The 26637-nt window shown below is 52.3% G+C and carries 21 protein-coding genes; 10 read left to right on the top strand and 11 right to left on the bottom strand.

Annotated features, from left to right (window positions below; genetic code table 11):
- Positions 1-238: 238 nt before the first annotated feature.
- Positions 239-1783 (bottom strand): CHASE4 domain-containing protein, encoded by a 1545-nt coding sequence (locus ACFMKP_RS23475; protein WP_382295935.1) that lies wholly within the window; start codon positions 1781-1783, stop codon positions 239-241.
- A gap of 241 nt (positions 1784-2024) precedes the next feature.
- Here ACFMKP_RS23475 and ACFMKP_RS23470 point away from each other — a divergent pair, with 241 nt between their 5' ends.
- Positions 2025-2420 carry a response regulator gene (locus ACFMKP_RS23470; protein WP_382295932.1) on the top strand — a complete coding sequence of 132 codons (396 nt, stop codon included), beginning with the start codon at positions 2025-2027 and terminating at the stop codon, positions 2418-2420.
- Between the two features lie 227 nt (positions 2421-2647).
- On the opposite strand, the gene ACFMKP_RS23465 is transcribed toward ACFMKP_RS23470, so the two are convergent.
- From ACFMKP_RS23465 to ACFMKP_RS23455, 3 genes are all read right to left on the bottom strand, one after another.
- Positions 2648-4555 carry a lamin tail domain-containing protein gene (locus ACFMKP_RS23465; RefSeq protein WP_382295929.1) on the bottom strand — a complete coding sequence of 636 codons (1908 nt, stop codon included), beginning with the start codon at positions 4553-4555 and terminating at the stop codon, positions 2648-2650.
- 243 nt (positions 4556-4798) lie between these two features.
- Entirely contained in the window at positions 4799-6403 is a 1605-nt protein-coding gene (locus ACFMKP_RS23460; protein WP_382295926.1) for a gamma-glutamyltransferase family protein, read from the bottom strand.
- Between the two features lie 207 nt (positions 6404-6610).
- Entirely contained in the window at positions 6611-8683 is a 2073-nt protein-coding gene (locus ACFMKP_RS23455; protein ID WP_382295923.1) for a glycosyltransferase family 39 protein, read from the bottom strand.
- A 94-nt stretch (positions 8684-8777) separates the two neighbouring features.
- Between ACFMKP_RS23455 and ACFMKP_RS23450 the strand changes: the two genes are divergently transcribed.
- Complete coding sequence (locus ACFMKP_RS23450) at positions 8778-9440, top strand: methyltransferase domain-containing protein (protein ID WP_382295920.1); 663 nt, start codon at positions 8778-8780, stop codon at positions 9438-9440.
- Here the strand turns inward: ACFMKP_RS23450 and ACFMKP_RS23445 are convergent.
- From ACFMKP_RS23445 to ACFMKP_RS23425, 5 genes are all read right to left on the bottom strand, one after another.
- Positions 9417-10214 (bottom strand): hypothetical protein, encoded by a 798-nt coding sequence (locus ACFMKP_RS23445; RefSeq protein WP_382295917.1) that lies wholly within the window; start codon positions 10212-10214, stop codon positions 9417-9419. The genes ACFMKP_RS23450 and ACFMKP_RS23445 overlap by 24 nt on opposite strands.
- The gene (locus tag ACFMKP_RS23440) at positions 10207-11382 is read right to left on the bottom strand and encodes a hypothetical protein (protein ID WP_382295914.1); all 1176 of its coding nucleotides are present in this window, start codon (positions 11380-11382) and stop codon (positions 10207-10209) included. The genes ACFMKP_RS23445 and ACFMKP_RS23440 overlap by 8 nt, the downstream gene beginning before the upstream one ends.
- A complete protein-coding gene (locus tag ACFMKP_RS23435) occupies positions 11379-12326 on the bottom strand; it encodes a polysaccharide deacetylase family protein (RefSeq protein WP_382295911.1) in 948 nt (315 codons plus the stop codon). Before ACFMKP_RS23435 ends, ACFMKP_RS23440 begins: the two co-directional genes overlap by 4 nt.
- A 9-nt stretch (positions 12327-12335) precedes the next feature.
- The gene (locus tag ACFMKP_RS23430; RefSeq protein WP_382295908.1) at positions 12336-12908 is read right to left on the bottom strand and encodes a LysM peptidoglycan-binding domain-containing protein; all 573 of its coding nucleotides are present in this window, start codon (positions 12906-12908) and stop codon (positions 12336-12338) included.
- 303 nt (positions 12909-13211) lie between these two features.
- A complete protein-coding gene (locus ACFMKP_RS23425; RefSeq protein ID WP_382295905.1) occupies positions 13212-13850 on the bottom strand; it encodes a TetR/AcrR family transcriptional regulator in 639 nt (212 codons plus the stop codon).
- Between the two features lie 96 nt (positions 13851-13946).
- Here ACFMKP_RS23425 and ACFMKP_RS23420 point away from each other — a divergent pair, with 96 nt between their 5' ends.
- Positions 13947-14789, top strand: coding sequence for an SDR family NAD(P)-dependent oxidoreductase (locus ACFMKP_RS23420; RefSeq protein ID WP_382295902.1), 843 nt, complete (start codon positions 13947-13949; stop codon positions 14787-14789).
- Positions 14790-15063: 274 nt separating this feature from the next.
- Here ACFMKP_RS23420 and ACFMKP_RS23415 read toward each other — a convergent pair whose 3' ends face one another.
- Positions 15064-15357: a YiaA/YiaB family inner membrane protein gene (locus tag ACFMKP_RS23415; RefSeq protein ID WP_382295900.1), complete on the bottom strand. Its 294-nt coding sequence runs from the start codon at positions 15355-15357 to the stop codon at positions 15064-15066.
- Positions 15358-15566: 209 nt separating this feature from the next.
- Between ACFMKP_RS23415 and serA the strand changes: the two genes are divergently transcribed.
- From serA to ACFMKP_RS23390, 5 genes are all read left to right on the top strand, one after another.
- A complete protein-coding gene (serA, locus tag ACFMKP_RS23410) occupies positions 15567-17141 on the top strand; it encodes a phosphoglycerate dehydrogenase (protein WP_382295897.1) in 1575 nt (524 codons plus the stop codon).
- Between the two features lie 154 nt (positions 17142-17295).
- Entirely contained in the window at positions 17296-18645 is a 1350-nt protein-coding gene (locus ACFMKP_RS23405) for a universal stress protein (RefSeq protein WP_382295894.1), read from the top strand.
- Between the two features lie 519 nt (positions 18646-19164).
- The gene (locus tag ACFMKP_RS23400) at positions 19165-20286 is read left to right on the top strand and encodes a multicopper oxidase domain-containing protein (RefSeq protein WP_382295891.1); all 1122 of its coding nucleotides are present in this window, start codon (positions 19165-19167) and stop codon (positions 20284-20286) included.
- A gap of 10 nt (positions 20287-20296) precedes the next feature.
- Positions 20297-21265 carry an NAD(P)/FAD-dependent oxidoreductase gene (locus ACFMKP_RS23395; protein WP_382295888.1) on the top strand — a complete coding sequence of 323 codons (969 nt, stop codon included), beginning with the start codon at positions 20297-20299 and terminating at the stop codon, positions 21263-21265.
- 109 nt (positions 21266-21374) lie between these two features.
- Positions 21375-21743, top strand: coding sequence for a hypothetical protein (locus ACFMKP_RS23390; protein WP_382295885.1), 369 nt, complete (start codon positions 21375-21377; stop codon positions 21741-21743).
- Between the two features lie 185 nt (positions 21744-21928).
- Here ACFMKP_RS23390 and ACFMKP_RS23385 read toward each other — a convergent pair whose 3' ends face one another.
- The gene (locus ACFMKP_RS23385; protein WP_382295882.1) at positions 21929-22885 is read right to left on the bottom strand and encodes an ROK family protein; all 957 of its coding nucleotides are present in this window, start codon (positions 22883-22885) and stop codon (positions 21929-21931) included.
- Between the two features lie 316 nt (positions 22886-23201).
- On the opposite strand from ACFMKP_RS23385, the gene ACFMKP_RS23380 reads away from it, so the two are divergent.
- Together ACFMKP_RS23380 and ACFMKP_RS23375 are read left to right on the top strand one after the other, a co-directional pair.
- The gene (locus tag ACFMKP_RS23380; protein WP_382295879.1) at positions 23202-24743 is read left to right on the top strand and encodes an adenylate/guanylate cyclase domain-containing protein; all 1542 of its coding nucleotides are present in this window, start codon (positions 23202-23204) and stop codon (positions 24741-24743) included.
- A 186-nt stretch (positions 24744-24929) separates the two neighbouring features.
- Positions 24930-26462, top strand: a complete 1533-nt coding sequence (locus ACFMKP_RS23375; protein ID WP_382295876.1) for a stage 0 sporulation family protein — start codon at positions 24930-24932, stop codon at positions 26460-26462.
- Positions 26463-26637: the final 175 nt, after the last annotated feature.

Here is a 26637-nt window from a genome sequence, read left to right as displayed (position 1 = left end):
ACAACGCTCTGAAAGATGGGTTATGCAGGCTTGTACATTTTAGCATATTCTAGCTTACTTCGGCTAACAGCGGCCAAAGCTTAACCAAATGCTGATATTTGGGTGGGAAGAATTGCCATATGTTCCTCACCTCTAGCCCTGTTATTGAGCCAAATCATGGCAAAATTCACCCCTCGTTCGGGGACTGAAGCGGGGTTTGGATGCGGCAGAGCCAAAATCTTAATTAATGCGAATGGATTTAGCGCAATGCTGCTTGCATGCCTGCGGCCAGCGTTTGATAAATTGCGATCTGGCCAAAATTGATATTAGCAGCCACCATTTCTTCGGCAATCGCCGGATTGGCCCCTGTTAGCAACAAGCGTGCACCCAATAATTGCACGGCCTGAGCAGTTTGGCCAAGCGCGATTGCTGCCTGTTGCTCAAGCTGCGAAACGCCCGTCAGATCGAGGATGACGCTACGGGCGCGATGGGTTTCAATGCCTAGCAAAATTGTGGTTTGCAAGCGCTCAGCCCGCGCCAGATCAATTTGGCCAATTAATGGCATGGCCAAAACCTCGCGGGAAACCGGAATTAATGGTAAGGCTTGTTCGGCCAAGGTTTGCTTTTGCAGTTCGAGCAAAGCGGCTTGGGTTTGTAATTGGCTGTGTTGATTATCGAGCATTTCTGCTTGCAAGGTGCTGCGCTTGGCTTCGGCGGCCAATTGTTCGCGCTGCGCCATGGCCAACGAATCCAGCGCTTGGTTGACAGTTTTGGCCAATAGACCTAATTCATCGGGGCTGGCAAAATTAATGTGTTGCTGATTGGGCTGGCTGGGGTCGATCTGGCGCAAATCGCCAACAATTGAGGTCAACGGATGGAAAATAAAGCGCCGCAAAGCCCAAAACAGGCTGAGCAAGCCCAAACAACCAGCAATCCCCACCGCGCTGGCAATCAGCCAAAAGGTACGTTGACCTTGAATGTAGATTGTGCGCGGCAAGGCCAAGGTTGCTACTAACAACGGTTGATTATCGATCGCAGGAAAGACCACAAAGCCTTCGAGCGTATTCTCGTTGAAGGCCCGCGAAACTAAGCGCTGATCGTTGGCTAGCTCGCTCACCACCTGCTGACGGTTGGGCGTTAAAAAGCGATAATCGCTTAATTGCACTGGTAAGAGCGTTTGATAATTGATTCGATCAACCACTTGTTGATCAACCAACCGCCCATAAATTAATGTGCCACGAGCTGGGCCTTGACCTTCATTCGTGATAATTGGGCGCGCTGCCAAAAGCCAGAGTTTGGTGCCAGCCCGCACGACGCTGGTTTTGCCTTGATCAAGCGTAGGATGTTGCAGCAGTTGGGGGTAAAAATTATTAATATCAAAAAACTCAAACGGCACGGCAACAGGTTTGGCTTGCTTGGAATCGTAAGTTTTGGCAAAGACGATCGTGCCTTGTTGATCGGTATAGAGCATCGCTTGAATGTTATACAACTGAAAAACATCATCATTGGTGTTTTCGGCGATGTACGTTGGTGTGCGTTGATTGATAAAATTATACGATTCATCCCACGTTGCCATCGACAAAACAAGGGCATCGATTTGGGTTAGCTCAGCGTTAATCGCCCGCCGAACCCGTTCGAGGTGGTTTTGCATTTCTTGTTGTTCAGCGAACAGGCTCGAACTATTGACAATATAGCGCAGCGGAATTAACAAAATCAGCACCACAAGCAGCATAATGGCTAATAAGGCAAGGCTAATTTTGCCACGTACACTTTTATGCACATACTGATGATAGACTGATTTCATCGTTGAATGTCCTTAATAGTAGCATTGGTTATGCTGCAACCTGAAATGAAAAAGCTGCGCTACACAAGCGATTAAGCTTGATCAAACCAACTATCCAACTGCTTAAAGCCACCGTTGTGGTGAGCAATATCACCCGAAAGTAACTATTTACAGCTAGGACTTTATGGTATACAACAAGATCAGAGTATCAATCACTGGAGCGCGTTTCTTGAATGCGCTTGATTGATGGTAGGAGCAAGCTATGCACATTTTAATTGTCGATGACGACCAAGACAACCGCACCATCCTCACAACCCGCTTGCAACGACGGGGTTTTAAGATTAGCACCGCGAAAACGGGCATTGAAGGATTGATGTTGGCTTTGCAATTAAAGCCTGATTTGATTTTGATGGATATGTCGATGCCCGAACTGCATGGATGGGGTGCAACCGCCCAACTCAAAGCCTCACCCCAAACCCGCGCGATTCCAGTTATTGCAATTACTGCCTACAACTTAGCTGGCGATCGGCAACGCTGCTTGGCGGTTGGCTGCGATGGTTATGTTGAAAAACCGATTGATTTTGCCTATTTGCTCTCAACGATTCAGCTTGTAGCCGAACGGCATAAGCTTGCCTTTGAGATCAAGCTTGGTGGATAAAGCGCTATCGATCAACGCAACGTATACCAAATAGGCAGCAAAAAAATTAGTGCCGAGCCAATGCTCGCTTTGTGTACCGCAGATTATACACCGTTCTAGCCTCGTTTTTGCTTCGCTCTTCTAGTTTCACATGCATAATTTTTTTTTGCTAGCTCCCACTTTAGCGAGCAAGCGGCGCTTTGATTGCCGCTTGCTCGCATTTGGGAACCCCGTTGATGAACCGAGCGTTATTTGCCAGTCCAAGGCAAATAGACTTTGTATTGGGTTGGAATCGCGGTATTGGTTGCCGTTGGAACCAAGGTCGCGGTTGGCGTGTGGGTTGGTGTTTGGGTCGCCGTGCTGGTTGGGGTATTGGTTGGCGTTGGCGAACCAGGTGTCACCGTTACCGTCACCGTAATGGTCGGCGTGGCTGTTTGGGTCGCGGTGGCGGTTGGCGAACCAGGTGTCACCGTTACCGTCACCGTGATTGTTGGCGTTGCCGTCTGGGTCGCGGTAGTTGTTGGTTCATCGGTGGCCGTTGGTGCAACGGTTGCGGTGGTAGTTGGTTCATCGGTGGCCGTTGGTGCAACGGTTGCGGTGGTAGTTGGTTCATCGGTTGCCGTTGGTGCAAGGGTTGCGGTGGTAGTTGGTTCATCGGTCGCCGTTGGCGCGACGGTTGCCGTCGCAGTTGGTTCGTCGGTCGCCGTTGGTGCGATGGTTGCAGTCGTAGTTGGTTCATCGGTTGCCGTTGGCGCGACGGTTGCCGTCGCCGTTGGTTCATCGGTCGCCGTTGGCGCGATGGTTGCGGTATTGGTTGGCGTTTCGGTCGCGGTACTTGTCGGGGTTGCAGTTGGATTTGAGGCTACAACCGTGTAGCTATAATCCTCGGGATCATCGTTAAAGCCACGAACGTGCTGGCCAAGTGGGTTCACATATTGGCCATTTGTTTGCTTCATATAGGCCGTTGAGCCGCCATCTTGCACAATCACCCGATAGAAAACGGTTGTGCCCACTGCTTGGGCTGGAATGCTGGCCTGCCATAAGTCGTAGCTATGGCTTGCTTGGTTGCGAAAACTTGCAGTCAACGATTTGCTGCGGGTCATCGGAATGGTGGTTGAAGTAGCGCCATCCCAGTAGCGCAGGCTGGCGTTTTGCACATCCAGCGCATCGGTTAATGCAGAAATCGTTACCGCAGTTGTTTCGTTGATTGTGCCAGCAGCGCTATGCAAGAAGCTATAGCTTTCGCCGGGCACAAGCTCGGTTTGGGGATTTGCGCTTGTTGCACTGTGATAGAGATAATCCCACAAAATATTGTTATCGCCGCCAAGCACTGGGGTACTGGTTGGAGCCGGAGTTTCTGTCGCTGTCGCAGTATTGGTTGGCGTATTCGTCGCGGTATTGGTTGGCGTGTTCGTTGCGGTATTCGTTGGCGTGTTGGTTGGCGTGTTGGTTGCTGCTGAACACGTCAGAGTTGTGCTGGCGCTGTTGCGTGGGTTTGGCGCAACTGCGGTAAATTCGCTAGCATTATTATCTGCATCAACACATGGATTTGTGCGAATGACGCTGGTGGTATTGCTGGGGGCAGGTGTTGGCCCACTACCCTCAAAGTAATTCGCTCCGCCATAGCCAACTAAATCGACAATTTGTGCTTGTTGGGCAGCATCACAAGATGTAGAACCACCATTACAAGCTAAACCAGCTGTGGTATTGGCAACAATAACTTTCCCACCAGTACCAGACATTGTAGCATTCCCAGTAGCATCAGGGGTTGGCAATGCAGCACCAGTTGTTCCGCCAGCCATACGTACAAGATAGTATTGACCAGGCTGAAGTGAAAAATTTGGTAATGTGGTAACACTGCCACTGAAATTCCCTGTCCCTGTAGCTCCTGCGTACTGAATCGACCAGCCATTCAAGGAAACAGCTGCTGAACCTCGATTGAATAACTCAACAAAATCATGGGTATAAGTGGCACCACTATTACCACCCGCGCCATAAACCTGGCTAATGACCACGCCGTTTGAGGCGGCGAAGGTTGGGCGTGCGCCTGCTTGCGGCAGCATCCATGCCATCAAGCCAACCAAGAAAACACTTAACAACGAGCCAATTCGGGCACGATCCACAGTCAATAACGACCGCAACGAGCGCAATTGCATACCAATACTCCTCAGCAAGAAACAGATGTGGCGAGAACGGAAGGATCACTAACGATCTTGCCACGCAGGCTAGCTCCCCGTCAATGCTATTTAGTCCTATCCATGACCTAGTTCTCCGTGCAATTGGAGTGATGTTTTTGGCAGTAACAATGAGTGAAAATTATCATTTCAGGCCATTAAGAAGGCAAAAAAACAGCTATAGCCAGGCTATAGCTGTTTACAAAGCAGATCGAATATTCGGCGTTAGAAACCCAAGGCACAGCCATCGGCGCGCATATCGCTGCCGCCCATTAATGAGCCATTTGGTAAGCGCCAGATAATTTGGCCACGCCCAAACATGCCGCCTTCGGCATGAATTTCGACCTCGTGGCCCATTGCGCGCAGGCCTTCAGCAATAAACTGAGGCACGCCATATTCAAGAAATACTTTGCGCCCAGCGCCAACTTGCCAGCGCGGAGCATCAAGGCTTGCTTGCGGGTTAAGCTGCCAATCAACCCGATTGAGAATCATTTGGGCATGGCCTTGGGGTTGCATCGCGCCGCCCATCACGCCAAATGGCCCAACCGCCTCGCCATCACGGGTCAAAAACGAGGGAATAATCGTGTGGAATGGACGTTTATTCGGCGCTAAAACATTGGGATGCTGGGGATCAAGCGAGAAATTAGCACCCCGATTTTGCAAGGCAATTCCGGTTTCGGGCACAACCACGCCAGAGCCAAAGCCCATGTAGTTGGATTGAATAAAGCTGACCATCATGCCATCGCCATCGACCGCACACAGATAGACCGTGCCACCTTTTGGCAATTCACCATGCTGCGGCTCGAGCGCATAATCGCCAATCAGGCTGCGGCGACTGGCGGCGTAGCGTTTGGAAAGCAAGGCTTTGGTTGGTACCTCAACATGCTCTGGGTCGGCAATATAGCGGTGGGCATCAGCAAAAGCTAATTTCATGGCCTCGATTTGCAAATGATACGATTGAATCGTGTCGCGGGCATTATGGCTCAGATCAAAGCCTTCCAAAATATTCAAGGCCATCAGTGCCGCCAAACCTTGACCATTCGGCGGAATCTCCCAGACTTGGTAGCCGCGATAGCTGGTGCTAATTGGTTCGACCCATGTGCTAGTGTGTTGGGCTAAATCGGCGGCGCTGATAAAACCGCCTGTTTTCTGTGCCCACTCCACAATCTGTGTTGCCAATTCGCCTTGATAAAAATCATCGGCTCCGGTTTGGGCGATGCGGCGCAACGTGCGGGCTTGACGGCGCGAACGCCACATATCGCCAGTGCTCGGCGCACGCCCCCGATACGAGAAGGTGTTGAGCCAAGCACTGGTCGCTGGGTCGGTCATGGCTTCGTAGCGGCGCAAAGCAAGATTCCAATAGTGCGCAACGATCGGCGTAACCGCAAAACCATCTTCAGCAGCGCTAATCGCTGGCATCAATACTTCCTCAAAATCCAAGCGGCCAAAACGTTGATGCAGGTCGCGCCATGCTCGCGGCGCACCGGGCACAGTAACGCTGGGCCATCCATAGGCTGGCATTGTTTCATGGCCAGCTTGGAGCATTGTTTCAAGGCTGATAGATTGCGGCGCACGCCCAGAACCATTCAGCCCATGCAAGCTGCGACCATCCCACACCAAGGCAAAGGCATCGCTCCCAATCCCGTTCGAGGTTGGTTCGACGACGGTGAGCATTGCGGCGGCAGCAATTGCTGCATCAACTGCGTTGCCACCCCGTTCCAGCATCGATAAGCCTGCCAAAACCGCCTGTGGTTGACTGGTCGCCACCATCGAGCGCCGCGCAATCGCTGGCAAGCGCCGTGAGCTATAGGGTAAATCAATCAACTTCATTGGGATGTTGCCCTCAGCTACTAAATCGGTACGTTCCCTCACCCCAACCCCTCTCCCACTCGACGCGGGCGAGGGGCTTTAACCCCATGCTTCTGCGCAATTCTTGGTAAACAATGGCTGCCTCCCCTCGCCTCGCTTGCGGGAGAGGAGGCTAGGGGGTGAGGGAATAGACTCCGACTATAGCAGAATCTTGGCCAATTCAAAAGCCTATTCCACCCGAATCCAATCGACTCGCAAGCCCAAATCGCGCCCATCGGGATTGGTCGGCTCCAGATCGTGCGGCACGAAGGTGCTACCGCTGCGCAATTCTAGCTCCAATGGTATGTTGCGCAAACTATTTGGCAAAGCAATTTCATGAACCGTCCAGCTGGAATCGATCGCGATTTCGGCGATTAATTGTCCATTCGCCCATAAACTTAATGTGGGAGCAGCAAGGCTAACTGGGCGTTGGCTGGCAATGCGCAAGCGGAGCATTGTGGCATCAGCTGGGGCGTGCAGCCAAACTGTGGCCTGCTCGCCAAACCAACGGCTGCCATCTTCGGCAGCATACCAATCGGCAATCAAGCCCAAATCGAGGCCAGAACCCAAATCGAGGGTGTTGGTGATGGGCAGAAACTGCATGCGTTGGCGTGACCACGCTTGCAAATCTTCGGTCGAACTGGTTTCATAGGCCAATTCGCTGCGGGCTGCGCTCAAATTGCCTTGCTGGCGCAAATAATCGCCCAGCAATAAATGGGCATAAGCATGGGCTGGCAACACAGCAATTGCCGCGCGCAATTGTTGCTCACCAGTAGCGGGCTGATCGCTGATAAAGGCGATGCGCGCCAACAAGACTCGCGCTAAGGCCGAATCCGGGTCAAAGCGCAAGGCGTTGCTGGCCGCTGCTTGCGCCTCGAATACTGCCACGCCCGAGCTTGCTTGTTGGTTCATAGTTGCTGGCAAGCCGTTGGCAGCGGCTAAATAACGCTCGGCCCGCCACAAATACCAATGTTTTTGGCCTAAACGCCAAGCTTCTTGGGGATAATTGGCATAGCTCAAGCTCAAGGCCAATACGCTTGCGCCCGTTGCCAACGCCAACCACTGGCGCGGCTGCGGCCAAGCCCAACGCAATTGGCGCAGTTGCCACGCCGCTGCGGGCAAGAGCACGGGCAGCAAAGGCAAACGATAACGATATTCAACATGAAATAAACATGAAGTAAACACGGTGTAGCCAACCCACACCAGCAGCAGCAATTTCAGCCATCGCTCACAGGGCAACGACCATAAACCAGCCAAACCCAAGCCAATCAGCAACAACCACCAGCCATCGCCAAAAATCAAGCGCAACCAAACTTCGCTGGCTGGTTGCCAAATCGCGCGCCGCGCCAGCAAATCGTCGCTATGCTCCAAGCCCCAACTATGCCAAAACTCACGGCCAAACTTAGCCAAAAACCAAGCAGGATGCTCAGTAATTGCCGCAATGCCTTGCTGCGAGGCCAATTGGCTGCGTTCGATGCGGGCATCGCCCAACGCATACAATTCGGCTTTAACCAGATCACGGCCACGTGGATCGTTATCCAGCCAGAGATTTTCTTGGCCAGTTGTATCGATCAAAATGAGGCCGCCATAACTCAGCGCATTGCGAATTGTCCATGGCGCGATGGTCAATACGGTTGCTGCCAGCAAACCAAGCATCTGTCGCCAGCGCTGTGGGTTATCGCTGCGCCAGAGCAGCAATAAACCTAATGGAAGCAAAGGTAACGCTACCGAGCGAATTAAGCTGACGACTGCAATCGCTACGCCAGCGGCAATCGCCCAACGCAGTTGCGGGCGACGCAAACTCAAAGTAATTAACCCAAACACCAGCATTAAGCCAGCGAGGGTCACCGTTTCGCTGAGCAATTCGGTCGCGTTCAAGGCCAAGGTAAACGAGCAAGCTGTCAAGCCAGCAGCAATCAAGCCCAGATCGTTGCGCCGCAACAACAGCCGCGTCCACCACCAAACCAAAGAAATTGTGGCGGTGCTAATCAGCGCATTAATCAGCCGCAAGCCCTGCAAATCGCCATCGACGAGCCAAACCGCAGCCGCCAAACCCAAAGGAAACAATGGCGGGCGCATAAATTGCAAATCGTAATAGGGCTTGCCTTGGGCCAAAGCAATCGCCAAATCCAAATATTCGCGTTCATCGCCGCCAAGTGGCCGAAATTCATGCCAATGCCAAGCGGCGAGCCGCAGCCCCAACCCTAAGCCCATCAGGCCAAAAAGAATCGCAACAGTGAGCCAAGAACGCCGCAAACGCATAATCATTCCATCAATACACATGCATCAGAGTGATGCATCACGCGGTATTATACCGAGGGTCAGTGGTTAATTGGTAGCACTCAAGGAAACAACGATGGCTTGGATTCCCCGACGTTCACAATCTGCCGAATTGCTCGACGATTTGACTGAGCATCCAGAGTTGGCAGCCAATTTAGCCGAAATGGCGTGGCTCTATCGTTTGAGCGGTGGCTATCGCTTGGGTTGGCGCTTGCTGCAACCATTACTCCAAGCCCAAAACACAATACTTGATCTTGGGGCTGGCAACGGCCAAATTGGGCGCTGGCTCCAAACAGCGAGCCAGCAACAAGGACAATCACTCCACCCAATCAGCCTTGATCTCAACCAAACCATTGTGCGCAGCAATCAGCAGGCCGTGGTTGGCGCAGGCCAAAGTTTGCCTTTTGCCGATCGCAGCATGGACATCGTTTTTTGTGCACAAATGCTGCATCATTGCACCAGCGCTGAAATAATTGAGCTATTGCAAGAGGCCCAGCGCGTCGCGCGACGCGGCATTGTGCTTGTCGATCTGAAACGGAGTTGGTTGGGTTATTGGGGGGCGTGGCTCGCTGGATTAGGCCCATTGACCAGTCTTGGCAAGCACGATGGCCCGCTATCAGTGTTGCGGGCATGGCGCGGCAGCGAAATTCAAGCAATGCTGCACGAGACAGGCATTCAGCACTATCAAATCAAACAAACGCCGATTTATTGGGGCTTAGCGATTAAACCAGCTATTTAGGCCAAAAGCTAGGCAGCCAAGCATTGCCCCGCTCCAAAGCCATGCCCCAAGTTTGGCTTGTTGATAGCGGCGCAACCAAGCGGTCAAACCAAGCAGCAGCAGCCATAAAGCGAGCAAAATAGCGCCAAAACCCCAAGCCGAGCCAAGCCAAGCCCCAGTTAATTGCGATTGAATTAACCAAGCTGGCAAGGTCAAATGGCCCAATCGGCGTGCACCCAAGGCCCAAGCCAAAGCCCCTTGCGTTGGCGCGGTTTCCCAAGATCCAAGTTGCAGATAGGGCAGCAAGCCAGCCAACCAGAGTGCTAGCGCCAACCAGCCCAGCCAACCCTCGCCCAAGATCAAAAGATCGTTGGGCAATAAACCGCCATGCAAACTTACGATGATCCAGCCAACCAAGCCCAGCAGCGGCCAGCCAGTAATCAGGCCAACCAACCAACGGGCAGCGCGCAAGCCAGCCTGCGCACCGTTGCGCCAATCTTGGCCAATCGCCCAGAGTAACGGCAGATCAAGCAACAACCAATAACTCACCAGATCAAGCGTCGCCCGCAATTCGCTTGATTCGGCAAATGGCCACAGGCTCAGCGCCAACAAGGGCAATGGCAGCAAGAGCCAAGCAAAAGGGTGTGCAGCGCCAACCGAATTGGTGCGCGGAGTCAGCCAACACCAAACCAGCCAGCCCAAGCCAACCGCAAGCAGCGCACTCAAGCCGCCAGGATAGAGCAAAAGCCGCTCCCACTGGCCAGCAACCCCCAAACGCCATGCTTCGCTACTCATCGCGGGGTTGGCTCCCCCATGGCAAGCCACGCTTCACCAATTGCCACATCGTTTGTTCGCGCAACGGTTCTTGGTCGGCGTTGGTTGGCTGACTACGCCAACGATTGGCCAAATAACTCAGCGCAATGCCCACCACAAGCAAGCCTGCAAGCACCAGCGAAGGCAAGGTTGCCACCACTTGCGAGCCGGGGTTGCGCGTCGCCAAACCTGTCCACGGCGCAATATCCAGCCTGCCAAAAATGGTCAAGCCTGCGCCAAGCTCACGCCAAACCGGCTTCAACAACAGCTCAAGTAAGAATGGCAAGCCCAAGCCAAGCCCAAGTTGCAATGCCATCAAAGGCCATTGCCAGCGCGAAACTTGTGGTGGCAAACGAAAAGTACTCAAACTAAGCAGCATGAGCACAATCCAACAGACCCAACTGAGCAAGGCCAAGCCGCCAGCCAAACTTGCCGCCGCCGTCAACCACAGCGCCATCGCCAGCGGAACCACACTCGCCAAATTGCTATGGCGTTGGAATACGGGATGCGCCAAACATGCCGCCAGCGCCAAGGCCCACGTTGCGGCAATGCCAGCTTCACTAGCCAATAAACTAGTTGTCAGCACCAAACACCACACAACCTGTACAACCAATGCTCGCCGTTGCTCGACCGCTTGCGCTGGCAGCAATTGCCAAGCAAACCAAAGCGCCGAGCCAGCTCCAATCATGGCTGCAACCGCTGTCCAAGCCCAATCCAAAGGCACAAGGCTATATAAGCGCAATAAACTGCCAAGCTGCACCAAGGCCAACGTGCTAGCGGGTGGCGTAGGTTTGGCGGGCCAAGGCCAGCAGCCAAAAGCACAAGCGGCTCCAGCAATTAACAACCCAATATGGATTGAATTGAGATTAACTGCTACGCTGGCCGCTTGCCACGCCCAACTATCAGCCTGCAAACCCAATAAACCAAGCCCAAACGCCGATAAAACACCACCTAACCGCTGGCCCCATGTTTGGCCGAGCAAGCCACCAACCAGTAATAATGCCAACGCCGAAAGCCCCACATGCGGGCTAACAACGCTCGCTACACCAATTAACCAAGCTAAAAATAAATGCCAACGCTTAGGCGCAACTAGGCCATCGGCCAACAGGGCCAAGCCAAATAGGGGCAAGAGCGCAATCAATAAACTCATGGCTGCATCATTTCTGCAATTGGCTGCGTCAGCAAACCTGCTTGCTGCAAGCGTTCAATAATTAATGGCAAGGCGGCGGCAGTTTCAGCGCTGTTGCAATCAAGCGCAATCAACTCCCCGCGATAGCTGGCTGCTTGCTGAGGGTCAGCTAAGCTTTCAGCCAATTTGGCAGCGTCGCGTTCTTGAGCATTGTCAAGCAATAAATAGCCGTTTTGAGCAGCCAGTTCGGCCAATTCTGGGCCACTTGCTTGGCCCCAAATCCGCAGATACGGGCGAATTGAAGCATCCATGCCGAGCTGATTAGTCAGGCTGGTTTCGGTGCGCAGCAAGGCTTGGCTCAACGCTTCAGGCTCAAGTTGTACCAGCGCTACGCCATTCGCCAATTCATGGCCCGCTGTGGCCAGCTGTTGCAAGCCTTGCGGATTTTGCTCAATCCAGTTGTGGTCAATAAAAAAAGTGATGCTGATTGCACTGCTCGCGAGAGTCTTCACGATTGGCTCAATTGGTCTAGCCGCAGCACCTAAATCACAGCTAAGGCCAACCCAAGCTTGATTGGTGAGGCCACGGCGAATCAGCGCAGAAGTTGAGGGCAAGCTATTAACTTGATCGCTCTCTAAACGCGGCACAATTAAGAGTTGGCCCGCGCCAATTGGGCGATTGAGCCGATTGTAGCGGCTAATAAACAGCGGAAAGCTCGCACCTCGTTCAGCAATCGATTCTAAGCTATCGCCAGCTTCAACCCGATAGGCTGTGTACGATTGCCATGTCAATGCCAAGGCCATCGGAGTGGCGGTTAATGCAATTGGTGTTGGCGCAAGTGCGGTTGCGCTCGCGCTCACGCTAGTTGCGGTTGCAATCTCAGGGCGCGTTGTTGGCGGATTAGGCGCTGTGGAAGCACAACCAACCAAGCAACACAAACCCAATACGAAGCCAATAACGCGCACAACACCTCACTATGGAATAATCAAAACATCGCCTGGCTGAAGCTGATCAGCTTGTTGGGGAGTTAAATCGTTGGCTTCAAGCAATTCAGCAATCGTCACATCAAAAGCCTCAGCAATCGAGCGCAAAGTATCACCATCTTCAACGGTGTAGGTACGTTGTTCAGCAGTTGGTTCGCTGGTTGCCTCAGCTGTAGCAGTCGGTTCGCTGGTTGCTTCCGTGGTTGCGGTTGGCTCGCTGGTTGGCGTAGCACTCGGGCGGATTGTCGCGGTTGGCGCTGGGCGCGTTGCGGTTGCAGCTACAGTTGGCAACACTTGGGTTTGCTGGGCGGTTGCTTCAACCTCAGGCGGCAGATCGAGATCAATCCCTTGCTGCTGAATAATCACCAAACTGCCAAGCTGAACGCTGGCTTGATGTTGGCTCACCAGCCAAATTGCGGCAAAGGCAGCTAGCCCAAACAGCACCCCAGCAATCGAATAGAAGGGCAAGGCGCTTAGGCGCGTGCGCAGAAAACGCAGCAGAATCGCAGTTAAAATGGGGCTTAGTAAGACAAAGAAGAGGGCTAAAGCAATACTTGTTGACACAGTACAGTCTCCTACAGACACGCCCCAAGTATAGCATATTGAAGAACATAGAACACATAAAGAGCATAGAGCATAGAAGCTTTTTTAACCACGAAGAGAGATTGGCTCTAGGCTTTTGGCTATTGGCTTTGGGATCATCCAACCAATCTCCGATAGCCCATAGCCCTCAGCCTAGAGCCACACATCCTCTGCGCCGCTGCGTTAAGTTTCGATCCACGAAGAGCACGAAGGAGTATTTTTTGCCACAGATTGGCACAGATTTTTAGGATTAGGCTTTTGCCTTTTGACTTTTGCTTTCATCCCTCATGCTTCTGACTTTTGACTTTTGCCTTCTGACTTTTCGCCCGGCCACGCGCTGAGCGCCAAATCGGCAACCGCAAGCAAATCGTTGGTGCTTGCGCCATCAATCGCTTGTACCGACATCCCTTGCACAATCGCTGTATAAAAATTGGCCAAGGCCAGTGCATCGATCATTGCTGGCAATTCGGCGCTAGTTTTTGCTTCATTCAAGCGCTCGACAAAGGCGAGCAACATTTGCTGGCGAATGCGGGCAACTTCTTGGGCAATTGGCTGATTTTCGGTTGCACATTGCAGCTCCGCCGTAGCCACCATACAGCCAGCAGGCGTTTGCGGATCGGTAAAGTTTTCAGCAGCAGCATACAAATACGAGCGCAACATGGCATAGGCACTGGGTTGCGCCAAGGCCGCTTGCATGCGCCGCCGCTCGCTGCGTAGCAGAAAAACCTGAATCACCTCGCGATACAGATCTTCTTTTGAGCCAAAGGCTGCATACAACGTCGGTGGCGTAAAACCCATCGCCGTCGTCAAATCGGCAATCGAGGTGCCTTCGTAGCCATGTCGCCAAAATAATTCCATCGCCGCCTCTAGGGCTGCTTGCCGATCAAAGGTGCGCGGTCGGCCTCGCGGTCTGGTTGCTTGCATAATTGTCTATCGATCACTATTAAAATTTGACAATCACGAATAGATCCGCTAGATTTATTTTATAGCGTTCTATAAAATAAATCAATGGAGGCGCGGATGGCCACCCAATCGTTACCCAAAACGGCCTTAATTACGGGAGCAAATTCGGGAATCGGGCTTGAACTGACCAAACGCTTGCTCAACGAGGGCTGGGCAATCATCAGCCTGATGCGTTCACAGTTTCCCATGAACGAGCCAATTCTTCAAGCGGCCCAAACTGCTGGCATGCTGCGCAGTTATCAGGCCGAAATCAGCGATTTTGGCCAACTTCGCACGGCCTTACAAACAATTAAACAGCACGAAACCAGCATCGACCTGCTGTTCAACAATGCTGGTGGAACTACAGAACGCTTGCTTTTCTCGCCGCAAGGCCGCGAATTAAGCTTCGAATTACAAAGTGTTGTGCCCTATATCATCGCCATGGAGCTGAAAGCATTGCTCTTACGCGGCCAGCACAAAACCATCATCAACACCTCATCGAATGCCCTGTTAACGATCAAACAATTTCAGCTTGATCAGCTGGAAAAGCCCCAACGCTTCAAGAAGCTCTTTGGGCCATATGCTAGCTCCAAACTTGCGCTTTCGCTCTGGAGCCAAGCGCTCGCCCCCCAACTCGAACGAGAAGGCATTACCGTTTTGAGCGTTTGTCCTGGGGCCAATCGTGGCTCGCTCAAAACCAATGCAGGCTTGCCTTGGTGGCTACGTCCAATCCACGGCTTGCTGTTTAAGCACCCAAGTACGGGCGCTGAGCAGTTGTATCGCGCCGCCTTCAACCAGCAAGCATTTGCCAGTGGCAGTTTTATCAACAAAGGCCGCAATACAGCCCTTCCAGCCGCCCAACAAGCCCAGGCTGTTTTGGTCAAAGTGCATACAATTTATCAACAGGCGTTTGTAAGGTAGGGGCGAAAGAACATAGAACATAGAGCATAGAACATAAGCGCTTATGAGGTATGTGGCTATTGGCTGTAGGCTATTGGCTGTGTGATTAAGTGATTGGCTTGGAAACCAATTGCATGCCCTCACCCCCAGCCCCTCTCCCACTGAACGCGGGCGAGGGGAGCACCGGTTTTTACCGACGCAGTGCGCAAGAACCACGGCGTTAAAGCCCCTCGCCCGTTGGACGGGAGAGGGGTTGGGGTGAGGGGATCATGTTAAAGATCTAGTCAATCATCGCTCAAACATTGCGCGGAGCCGAGCTAAATTCGTAGTTGGAGATAATTTGCTCGGTTTTAGCATCGGCATAGCGATTGAGCATTTTGCCAGCTTCAGAGTTGTCGCGGATGGTTTTGGCCAAGGTAAAGGTGCTCCCAACGGCAAATAAGGCGGCAACTGCCAAAAAGCTCTTGACCCAAATATCGACCGGCGCATGATAAATGCCCAAGATCAAGGCCGCAATCGAAATGAAAAACGAAATCCAGGTAAACGCGATCCAAGCACCAGTATCTTTTTGAATTGTTGGGTGGTTCATCGGTGTATCTCCTTGGGTTGATGCAGGCAGTATAGGCTTTTAGCGTCAGCAACGAATACATCGCGAGATACATTCGGCGATACATTGGCAGCAACAGCGCCATTTGTTGCTTGTGATACAATACACAAAACTCCCATCAGCCAATGCTGGCAGCGGCAGAGCGTGTCCATCTGCCCTTTTTTGTTTACTACCACAGGAGTAACCACCTCATGGATCGTATCCTGGTCACGGAGAAGATTGGTGCCGAAGGCCTTGCGGCGCTCAAAGAGGTCGCCGAGGTTGATGTTCGTCTTGATCTTACACCAGAAACCCTGTTGGATGTTTTGCCTGAGTACGATGCCTTGATCGTGCGCTCGCAAACCAAAGTTACCGCCAAAGTGCTTGCAGCAGGCACCAAATTACGAGTTGTTGGCCGCGCCGGGACGGGTGTCGACAACATCGATTTGGCAGCAGCCAATCAGCAAGGTATTTTGGTGGTTAATGCCCCAGCATCGAATAGCATCGCCGTCGCCGAATTGACGATTGGCTTGATGCTTGACCTTGCGCGCAACATTCCCCAAGCCCATGCAGCCTTGCAAAATGGTAAATGGGAACGCAGCAAATATGGCGGTTGGGAAGTTCGTGGCAAAACCCTAGGCTTAGTTGGCTTTGGCCGCATCGCCTCGGAAGTGGCTCGCCGCGCGCGGGCGTTAGAAATGAATATCATCGCCTACGACCCAATTATTAATGCTGAACGTGCAGCGCAACTTGGCGTGACCCCAGTGACGCTCGACGAATTAACCAGCCGCGCTGATGTTATTTCATTGCACATTCCGTTGATCGATGCCACTCGCAATTTGTTCGATGCCCAACGTTTGAGCCAAATGAAAAAAGGCAGCTATATTATCAATTGTGCTCGGGGCGGCGTAATCGATGAAGAAGCCTTGTTCGAAGCCTTGGAATCGGGCCATCTTGGCGGCGCAGCGCTCGACGTATTTGCAAAAGAGCCACCAACTGGACCAATTGTCAATCATCCACGAGCGATTGTTTTGCCACACTTAGGCGCTTCGACCGAAGAAGCCCAAGCTTTGACCGCCGCCGACGTGGCCGAAGGTGTGGTTGATGCCTTGGCTGGCCGTTCGCCACGCTATGCAGTTAACGCGCCGTTCGTTGCTCCCGAAGAATGGGCGATTGTTGGACCATATCTCGATCTTGGCCGCAAATTGGCTCGGCTCAGCACTCAATTAATCGATCTACCAGCCCAGTCATATCAAATTGTTTATAACGGTGCTTTGGCGGGCCTCACCAGCGAACCAATCAAATTGGCGGTGTTGCAGGGCTTGCTCGAAGGTGGCTCAGAAGGGCGGGTTACGCCAGTTAATGCCCCATTCTTGGCACGCGAACGCGGCCTTAGCATCAACGAAACCCATCGCCCAGACGCAGAAACCTACACCGAATTGTTGCAATTGGTCGTGACCACAACCGATGGCGTGGTGCATACCTTCGGTGGCACGGTGGTGCGTGGCGAAGCTCACATCGTCCAAATCAACGAATTTTGGCTGGATTTGGTGCCAACTAGCTCGATGTTGTTCACCTTCCACCAAGATCGACCTGGCTTTATCGGACGGATTGGCACCTTGCTTGGCAGTGCTGACATCAACATTTCATCGATGCACGTTGGGCGTTCAAGCCCACGCGGCACGGCAATTATGGTGCTCACGGTCGATGAAGCAATTTCAGCCGAAACTTTGACCGACATTAACAATCAAGCCGATATCGAAAGCGCCTATAGCGTGCTGCTCTAAGCCTCAAACGACCCCAAAAGCCGCCACGATTCAATGGCGAAACGTGGCTTTTCGCATTGGTAAGGATTTTAACACCCTTTGGTTATCCTCTCTTAACCCGATTGACATGCTATCCGCGCTACACTATGTATAGTGATAATAAGGATAGCAAGCCATGAACTTCTCAATCGTCATCATTGACCCAGATCAAGGTTCAGCCCAAACAACCGCCGCGCGCTTTCAGCGCCGTTGGGGCCAGAACGTCCAAGTCAATATTGTCAAACAAGCTGATTGGGCTAGTGTTCAGGCGCATCGACCCAACTTAGTTGTGATTGATCCTGCTCCATATCGGCTGCATGGATTGCGGTTGCTGGAACAATTGTGTGAGGAGCAACCATCAACGGCAATTGCCGTGGTGGCATCGGGCAGTTCGCCAAGCATGCGCCAACGCTTACGCAACTTGCCAATCACGTCGTACCTCGAAAAACCTAGCTCGTTAGCGCCCCTACTTGGTGAACTTGATCACCTTGTTGAGAGCAATGTCGCTCTCCAATCCAAAGGAGGATTGATTATGGAACGCCAAATGTTGATTCCACTTGATGGTTCACGCTTAGCGGAACAGGCCTTGGATTATGCGGTGGTTTTAGCCCGCCGTAACAGCAGTGTCCTGCATTTAATTCGGGTTGTTGGCTTCCCGACCCTGGTCACAGCCTATGCATGGCCAGTGCCAAGTGCAGTTGATACGCGCCAATGGCTCGATGACGAGCGCCAAGCAGCCCAAACCTATCTCGATGAACTCAAAGCTCGCTATGAGCAACAAGGTTTGAGCATTCGAACCAGCGTGCTTGAAGGCGACCCAGCCCAGGCAATTGTGCAATTTGCGACCGATCAAAGCAATGTGCGCGAAATTGTGCTCGCCAGCCATGGCCGCAGTGGGCTTGGGCGCTGGGTGCTGGGCAGCGTCGCTGAAAAAGTAGTCCAAGCAACGCCTGTGCCAATTTTGGTGATCCATGGCGATGAAAATAAGGTTGAAACCTTCAAAATTCCGCCCGAATTGCGCACGATTATTGTGCCACTCGATGGCTCAGACTTAGCTGAACAAGCCTTGCCCTTGGCCAGCCAATTAGCCGAAGCCCATCAAGCGGAGCTGGTGTTGCTCAGCGTTACACCTGGTCTTGACGAGCCGGGCTTGGTCGAGGCGGGAGTTGTGCCAATGTGGAGCGCTGGCGAAAAATCGCAAGCTCGTGAGCAAGCCCAAAAATATTTGCAGCAGCTTGAGCAATCGTTGCAAACGCCACGCCTGCGCACGCGCCACCTCGTGGTGAGCGGTATCCCAGCAGAGATGATCAATGAAGTTGCCAACGAAGCAGTTGCGAGCATGATCGTTATGGCAACTCATGGCCGCAGCGGCTTCAGCCGCATGTGGATGGGCAGCGTTGCAACCAAGCTGATTCGCACTAGCCAACAACCAATCTTCTTGGTACGCGCAGTTGAGCAAGCAGCTGAACGGGGTCAACCACTCTAAATTTGTTGCGTGATGAGTGAGGAACGCTCCAGCAGTGCCTAGTTTTGGGTGCTGTTGGAGCCCTTTTTGATCCACGAAGGACACGAAGAGCACGAAGAAGAGGAACCGCGAAGGACACGAAGGACGCGAAGATTATTTTTAGCCACAGATTCCACAGATTTTTTTTTGTAGCGTATCCGAAGCCTACTGCGCTTACCAGCTGTTCCCTAACCTCTGACCCCTGAATCCTGGCCCCTCACATCCTCACTCTGCGCCTCTGCGTTAAAACCCAACTCCCACGTTTTTCATCCTTCATCCTTCATCCTTCATCCCTCATCCTTCTCAACCCTCTGCGCCTCTGCGTTAAAACCTAAGCCCCCAATCCTTATGTTCTATGCTCTATGCTCTATGTTCTTACTTCAAAAGTAGCCGAACGACAACGAAGGGTAGACAAATCTTTTAGTTTCAGCGGTCGATTGGCAAGTACACTAGATGCATATCAAAGCCGATATGGCGTGCAATTTAGGGGGATACACGATCATGGACCGCAACGAACAACAACCTATCGAACAAGTATTAAATGCGCCAACCTCGCGCCGCAGCTTCTTGCGCTGGACGGGGATGGCGGCTGCCGCAGGAACCATGGTCGCGTGTGGCCGCGAAAGTGCGCTAACAACCATCGAGCCAGCAACTGTTCCGCCAGCAACCGCCACAACCGCTCCCGCTGGCACCGACCACGGCAATGGTGGCCATGGCACTGGCAATGCCGGTACACCAACCACCGATAGCGGGGCCAAAGCTTGGGAAGAAATGGATAAAATGCATGAAGCCGGCATTAAGCTGTTTCCAGCTAAAACCGAAGGCCTCAGCATGCAACCACTCGAATATCGCATGGAAGGCGATGTCAAAGTATTTGAGTTGACCTGCCAAAAAACCATGTGGGAAGTTGAACCAGGCCGCAAGCTCGAAGCTTGGACCTACAACGGCCAATTGCCCGGCCCAGAAATTCGCGTCACCGAAGGCGATAAAGTGCGGATTTTGGTCACCAATCAGCTTGATGAAAGCACGGCTGTGCACTGGCACGGGTTGTTTGTGCCAAACAATCAAGATGGGGTACCATTTATCACCCAGCCACCAATTACGCCTGGCTCAACCTATACCTATGAATTTACCGTGCGCAACTCTGGCTCGCACATGTATCACTCGCACCATAACTCAACCAAACAAGTCTCGATGGGCTTGCTTGGGCCATTTATCGTCGAGCCAAAAGATAAGAGCCAAGACCCAGCCTACGATAAAGAATTTACCTTGGTCTTGAATGATACCGCCCAAGGCTTCACCATTAATGGCAAAGGTTTCCCAGCAACTGTGCCGCTGACCGCCAAATTGGGCCAAAAAATTCGGATTCGCTATATGAATGAAGGCTTGATGATTCACCCAATGCACTTGCACGGGATGCCACAGTTGGTATTCGCCAAAGATGGCTGGAACTTACCCCAACCATTTATGTGCGATACGCTCAACGTTGCCCCAGGCGAACGCTGGGATGTGATTGTCGATTGTACTGACCCAGGTGTCTGGGCCTTCCACTGCCACATTTTGTCGCACGCTGAAAGCGAACACGGCATGTTTGGGATGGTTACAGCGCTAATCGTCGAATAGGAGCGCGACCATGAGTATCGTGTACGATATTTTGATTATTGGCGGCGGACCATCGGCATTGGCAGCGGCATTTTATGCCCAAAACAAACAATTACGCACGCTGATGATTTACGCCGATCTCGGCGGCAAGGCGGGCTGGGCACATAACCGCACAGTCAACGGCACGATCAACGTTCTGCCCGGACACGATCTTGTGGAACGGCTGATTAGCCAGCTTTCAAACCATCAATCGTCAGTCGCACACATTAACGATCACGTGGTGGGGCTGCGCAAAACCAATGGCATGTTTGTGGTCGATACCCAACAATACGGCGAACGCTATGCTCGTTCAGTCGTGGTTGCCAGCGGCGCGGCACCCAATCGTTTGCCTTTACCAGGCATTCAACATCTGTTTGGGGTGGGCTTAGGTTATTCAATCACAACCTTCGCCCATCAAACCCAAGGCCAACGAGTTGCGGTCTATGGCATAACCCCGCGCACCATTCGTGGGGTTGCCGAGATTGTGCTGAGTTCAAGCCATATTTATTGGGTCACGCCCGATGAGCACTTGCCCGAAGGCCAGTTGATTGATGCAATTCGGCGCATGCCCAATGTCACGATTATTCCCCAAGCCACGATTCGCGATGTGGTGGGGATTAATTCGGTCAAGCAAATTGTGATTGAACGTGGCTCATCATTGCAGCATATTCCAGTCGATCGGCTGTTTGTTGATATTGGCATTCAGCCCAACACTGGCTTTCTCAACAATGGCAATGTTGATGTGCTCGATGAAGATGGCTTTGTGATTGTCGATGAATATAACAGCTCACCCTGCCATGGCATCTTTGCCGCTGGCGATGTAAGCAACAGTGTGCTTGGTGAACAAGTGTTAATTGCAATTGGCGATGGCGTTCGTGCCGCCGTCAGTGCCTATGAATACCTGCTTGTGCATAAGCTCACACTTGAAGAAGTGAGCAACGCAGCCGGCAAGACTGCTTAATCTCGCTTAGGTCGGTTCCCACCCTCAGGACGCAGGCAAAACCTGTGTCCTAATTGTTTAAGGCATAGTCTTTGCTTATTCAGATCTCAGCATAATCAAGGAGGATTGTATGACTGAGCATGAACGCCCATTTACTCCCGAAGTTGTCGCCGCTGAACGCGAGGCCTTCGAGCGCAAAAATGCTGTTATTGCTGCCAATCATGAGCAACTGGAAAAAGTGGTTGCTCCAGTGCTCAACCAAATTGCCGAAGAAGCAGCAGAAGCATCGAAAGATCCAGCCCATCAAGCCTTTTTGGCCGAGCAAGCAACCCATCGCGACGATCAGCCCAATAACACTGCAGGCAAAGATTTGCCAGCGCTCGTGCCGCCCCATCTGGCTGGCACTGCTTCGCCACAGCCCATCAACCGTCACGAACTGAACGATGATAATGCGCCGCAGGTCAAACCACAAGGTAGCTCGCTCCGCGGCGATAGCTAAAATCTGCTTAAACAAACCCGCCGCAAGTTATAAAGCTTGCGGCGGGTTTTTAGTTCGTTCCCTCACCCCAACCCCTCTCCCGTCCGACGGGCTTTGAAGTTCCTAATTTAGCAGGATATTGGGTATTCCACCGTCGGCTCCCCTCGCCCGCGTTCAGTGGGCAAGGGGTTGGGGGTGAGGGAATATTATTGATTCAGGCTTTGCAAAGCCAAGGCCAAGCCGCCAATCGCCACGGCTTCAGCACCCAACAACGAATGCACCACCGGCACATGGCGCTGGGGCGTTGGGCTAATCAGTTGATTCACTTGGGCTTCGACCGCGCTACATAACCCATCGCCACCCTTGCGCGTTACAATCCCGCCAAGCACCAACAAGGCTGGATCAAGCAATTGCACCACGCCAGCTAAGCCTAAGCCCAACACATCGACTGCTTCGCTAATCGTTTTCGCGCCAGCATCAGCATCATTGAACAATATGTCAAGATCATCAGTTTGCAAGCCAAGCTCATTGGCCCGCGCCAGCAAGCCGCGAATCGAGAGCAAATCTTCGATTTCGCGTTGATGGCTCAAGGAATAGCGGGCGTGGCCAATTTCGCCAGCACTCGTGGTTACGCCACGATGCAATTGGCCATTCAACACTAAGCCGCTGCCAACGCCTGTGCTCAAATGCAAATAGTACAGGTCTTGCACATCGCGGCCAGCGCCAAACATATATTCACCAAAGGCAATCAAGCTGGCATCATTTTCGATCAAGGTTTGAGCATCAAATGCAGCTTCAAATTGCTCGCAAACATTCAAATCATCCCAGCCAGGCATGCGATACGAACGGCGAGTAATGCCACGCACTGCATCGACTGGGCCGCCAAAGCCAACTCCAATCCGCACAATTTGTTGGGCAGGAACCTGATTGGTTTCAAGTAATTCGTGGATCAGGCTAAAACTTTGTTCGAGCACGGTTGTAGCGTTGCTTTCGGCAGCCAGTTCGCGATTGGCGTGAAAAAGATGCTCGCCGCAAATATCGGTGATCACTGCGCGCAAACCATAACTGCCTAAATCAACCCCCAGCACATAGCTTGTTGGCCCAAATAATCCCCAATTGTGCTGGGCAATTTGTTGCTTAAGGCTATTCCAGAGTTCAGTCATTGAACACCTCCTAGTGCTATGGTCGATGCCACAGTCCGATTATAGCACGTTGCCCGCTGCGCAACCGACCATTTCGCCAGCAATTAGGCAGAGATCCGTTAACCAAACCTAGGCAATTGTTGGCATTTCACCACCAACCTAACTGACAGATGAGCGCTTTTCAGCATCTTTTGATTATTAATTACTGCTTGCCCCAAGGGCTAAAATACTGCCTTGGGGTGAGCAACAATCAGGCAAAGAATACTGTCTAATCATTGCGCCATCTGCTATACTTGCACACAGATTGATCAGGCAAAACCTAGTAGGAAAGAACTTCATGGCACGTTTGCTTGCGACCATCGATGGGCAATCACTGAATATTCCAATTACAAGTCGCGGGCTGCAAATTGGTCGTTCGCGCCAAAATGATATTGTGTTAAACCATCCTCATGTTTCGCGCCATCACGCTTCGTTAGAGAGCCGTGGCCGCGATGTTTTTGTGCGCGATACTGGTAGCTCAAACGGCACATTTGTCAATGGGCTACGGGTCAAGGAAGCAGCGCTGCGGGCGAACGACCTGATTAGCATCGGGCCATTTGAGCTTAAATTTGATGATCGGGCTGCTGCCAGCGTGATTATTTCCGATGAGGAGCTGGTGCCATTGCAAAGCAATAGCCGCTCGATCTCATCGGGCAAGCTGCCCGATCTCAATCTTGATGCTAACGATATTTTACAAAATTTCTATCAAGTCAGTAGTCGCTTGAATATGATTCTTGATTTGGGCGAATTGCTCGACACCATTATGGATGAAGTGCTGCGTTTGGTGCCCGCCGAACGTGGCTTGGTGCTGATGACGCGCCAAGACGGGCTAGTGCCAATGGTCGTGCGTGCGCCTAGCGAAACCCAATCGCTGACGATTAGCTCGACGATTGCGCGGCGTGTGCTACGCGAGGGCGTGGCCTTGCTCACCTCCGATGCCCGGGTAGAATTTGGCTCGCAGGATAGCATCATCAGCCAAAATATTCACTCAGTGCTGTGTGTGCCATTAATTGGCCGCGCTGGCGTACTGGGCTTGATTCACCTCGATAGTCCTGGGCTTGAGCGATTTAGCATCCGCGACCGCGAATTATTGACCGCAGTGGCCTACCAAGCCTCGTTGGGCATCGAACGTGCCAACCTAACCGACCAGATTCGCAACGAAGAAAAATTACGTCAACAGTACGCCCGTTTTCTCTCGCCCGATGTTGCGCGCACCGTTGCCCAACAAATTAACGAAACTGGCGAGATCTTCATGAAGCCAGTTGAGCAAGAAGCCAGCGTGCTATTCTCAGATATTCAGGGTTTCACCACCATGACCGAAACCCTGCCGCCCTTAGAACTGCAAAACCTCCTGAATGAATATCTGAGCGTAATGACCGACGTGATTTTTGAGCATGGCGGGACGCTCGATAAATTTATTGGCGATGGGATTATGGCGCTTTTTGGCGCTCCCGTGTATTATGAAGATCACGCACAGCGGGCAATTGATACAGCGCTTGATATGCTGGTGCAGCATCAAAAGCTCATGGCCAAAATCGATTCCAGCAAACACTTTCGGATTCGAATTGGGGTCAGCACTGGACGCGTTATTTCTGGTCTCGTCGGCACGCGCGAACGTTTGGAGTATACTGTTCATGGCGACACCGTAAACACTGCCTCGCGGCTTGAAGGGAAAGCCGAGCCAAACAGCGTCTACACCAGCGAAGCCACGATTGCCAAGCTTGGTGCGAGCTACCAAGTCCAGGAAGTTGGGCCATTGCAACTCAAAGGCAAAGCCCTGACTGTCCAAGTCTTCCGCGTGATGGGAAAAACGCTCCCTAGCGAAGGCTTTGAAGGATAATTATTCAAAGGATGAAGGATGAGGGATGAAGGATGAATTCATCCTCAATCGCTTCTAACAGCTCATTTCGGTCATTGCCAAGTTTGCAAAGCAACTATCTACGTTTCTTAATGACACTAACACTCTGATAGTTTTAATATTCTTCCTACCTCATCCTTCATCCTTCATACTTTTTAGGATTGATCTATGCCCTTGGTTGTTGGAGTTAAATTCAAAGATTCGGGCAAAATTTATCATTTTGACCCGAATCAACACCATTTAGAGCTAGGCGATGCGGTGGTTGTTGAAACCGTGCGCGGGCTTGAGCTTGGCAAAGTGGCAGCGCCGATCGAAGATCTGCCTGATTCCGATTTGATTGCTGAACTCAAACCAGTTATTCGCCAGCCGACGACCGAAGATTACGATCGGATGCGCGTGCTTGCTGAGCGCCGCGACGACGTATTACGGATTTGTGCCGAACGGATTAGCGTCCATCGCTTACCAATGCGATTAATTCGCAGCGATTGGAATTTTGATGGCACACGCTTGACAATCTATTTCACCTCACAGCAACGGGTTGATTTTCGTCATTTAGTGCGCGAATTGGCACGAATTTTCCATGCGCGCATCGAATTACGTCAAATTGGAGCGCGAGATGAAGCCAAGCTGCTTGGTGGATTAGGCCCATGTGGAAGGCCATTATGCTGCTCCACCTTCTTGCCCGATTTTGCGCGGGTGTCGGTCAAAATGGCCAAAGATCAAGATTTGCCACTCAATCCCTCGAAGATTTCGGGCGTTTGTGGGCGTTTGCTCTGCTGTTTATCGTATGAACAAGAGCAATATCTTGAAATTAAGGCTGAGCTGCCAACCCGTGGCGAGCAGGTCAAAACCCCTGAAGGCATCGGCTATGTGGTTGCCGTCAACACCATTCGCGAAACCGTGACCGTGGATATTGAGAGCAACTATTTAGATTTCAAAGCCGATCAGCTTGAAACGATCACCAGTGCAGCTGGAGCGATTGCCCGCGAACGACTTGAGCAAGGCGAAGCTGCGCCGATTGCCCAAAAGCGGTTCAACCGCCCAGTTGGCGAAACCCTCAAATCATCACTCAACAACAATTGGGATAATGAAGATTGGGGCTTGGATGAGCTACGTTCCTTTGATGATGAACCAAACGGCTCAAGCGACAAGCCCAAGCCACGGCCCAAGCAAGCGCAGCAATCACGCCCACATTCAGCTGAGCCACGCGAACAGCGGGCAAATCCCAACGAGCCACGGCCACGATTTGACCGCGCTGAGCGCCAAAAGCGCTTCAACCGTTCAGAAAATCCCAATCCAGAGCCGAATCCAGCGCCAAGTGCACCGAATGAGCAAAGCGAGCGCAAGCCACGCCATGCCTTCAAGCGTAAGGGCGATACAACACCAACTCCTGAGCGGCCAAAATTACCAGCAACCGTGCGCCAACAATCGCTGGGAGGCGTGCCTGAGCAGCTAACACCGCGTGGTCGCCAGCCATCGACTAACGACCCCGATGAGCCAAAGCAACCAATGCGCCGGCGGCGACGCGGCAATGGCGGCAACAATACCAATCAACAGCAAGGCCAGCAGCAAGCGGCAAAGCCCAAGGCGCAGCAAGCAGCCCAGCCTGAGCGAGCAGCAGAAAAGCCAACGCCAGATGCAGCTAAAGGAGATACTAACGCTGAACGGCGTTCGCCACGCCGCCGCAAACGGCGCGGTTAAACGCAGGAGGACACTTGGTTGAACCAAGTGTCCTCCTTTTTTGCTTGATAAATCGACGCTAAAACAACACCACCGTGAGGATTACTCACGGTGGTGTTTGGAATGGTACGCATCCCCCTACGTTCCCACAGCGGGTGCTGCAGTAGCCTCGGTGTGTGTCGCGTTCACGGCCTGG

Origin of the sequence: Herpetosiphon sp. NSE202 (assembly GCF_042688385.1) — a bacterium.
GTDB lineage: Bacteria > Chloroflexota > Chloroflexia > Chloroflexales > Herpetosiphonaceae > Herpetosiphon.
The sequence above is the reverse complement of the archived record's forward strand: the minus strand, read 5'-3'. Positions and strand labels throughout refer to the sequence as shown.

Bases quoted from the DNA above. Each gene is read 5' to 3' on its own strand.
- ACFMKP_RS23475 (WP_382295935.1), bottom strand. From the start codon at position 1,783: ATGAAATCAGTCTATCATCAGTATGTGCATAAAAGTGTACGTGGCAAA.
- ACFMKP_RS23470 (WP_382295932.1), top strand. From the start codon at position 2,025: ATGCACATTTTAATTGTCGATGACGACCAAGACAACCGCACCATCCTC.
- ACFMKP_RS23465 (WP_382295929.1), bottom strand. From the start codon at position 4,555: ATGCAATTGCGCTCGTTGCGGTCGTTATTGACTGTGGATCGTGCCCGA.
- ACFMKP_RS23460 (WP_382295926.1), bottom strand. From the start codon at position 6,403: ATGAAGTTGATTGATTTACCCTATAGCTCACGGCGCTTGCCAGCGATT.
- ACFMKP_RS23455 (WP_382295923.1), bottom strand. From the start codon at position 8,683: ATGCGTTTGCGGCGTTCTTGGCTCACTGTTGCGATTCTTTTTGGCCTG.
- ACFMKP_RS23450 (WP_382295920.1), top strand. From the start codon at position 8,778: ATGGCTTGGATTCCCCGACGTTCACAATCTGCCGAATTGCTCGACGAT.
- ACFMKP_RS23445 (WP_382295917.1), bottom strand. From the start codon at position 10,214: ATGAGTAGCGAAGCATGGCGTTTGGGGGTTGCTGGCCAGTGGGAGCGG.
- ACFMKP_RS23440 (WP_382295914.1), bottom strand. From the start codon at position 11,382: ATGAGTTTATTGATTGCGCTCTTGCCCCTATTTGGCTTGGCCCTGTTG.
- ACFMKP_RS23425 (WP_382295905.1), bottom strand. From the start codon at position 13,850: ATGCAAGCAACCAGACCGCGAGGCCGACCGCGCACCTTTGATCGGCAA.
- ACFMKP_RS23420 (WP_382295902.1), top strand. From the start codon at position 13,947: ATGGCCACCCAATCGTTACCCAAAACGGCCTTAATTACGGGAGCAAAT.
- ACFMKP_RS23415 (WP_382295900.1), bottom strand. From the start codon at position 15,357: ATGAACCACCCAACAATTCAAAAAGATACTGGTGCTTGGATCGCGTTT.
- serA (WP_382295897.1), top strand. From the start codon at position 15,567: ATGGATCGTATCCTGGTCACGGAGAAGATTGGTGCCGAAGGCCTTGCG.
- ACFMKP_RS23405 (WP_382295894.1), top strand. From the start codon at position 17,296: ATGAACTTCTCAATCGTCATCATTGACCCAGATCAAGGTTCAGCCCAA.
- ACFMKP_RS23400 (WP_382295891.1), top strand. From the start codon at position 19,165: ATGGACCGCAACGAACAACAACCTATCGAACAAGTATTAAATGCGCCA.
- ACFMKP_RS23395 (WP_382295888.1), top strand. From the start codon at position 20,297: ATGAGTATCGTGTACGATATTTTGATTATTGGCGGCGGACCATCGGCA.
- ACFMKP_RS23390 (WP_382295885.1), top strand. From the start codon at position 21,375: ATGACTGAGCATGAACGCCCATTTACTCCCGAAGTTGTCGCCGCTGAA.
- ACFMKP_RS23385 (WP_382295882.1), bottom strand. From the start codon at position 22,885: ATGACTGAACTCTGGAATAGCCTTAAGCAACAAATTGCCCAGCACAAT.
- ACFMKP_RS23380 (WP_382295879.1), top strand. From the start codon at position 23,202: ATGGCACGTTTGCTTGCGACCATCGATGGGCAATCACTGAATATTCCA.
- ACFMKP_RS23375 (WP_382295876.1), top strand. From the start codon at position 24,930: ATGCCCTTGGTTGTTGGAGTTAAATTCAAAGATTCGGGCAAAATTTAT.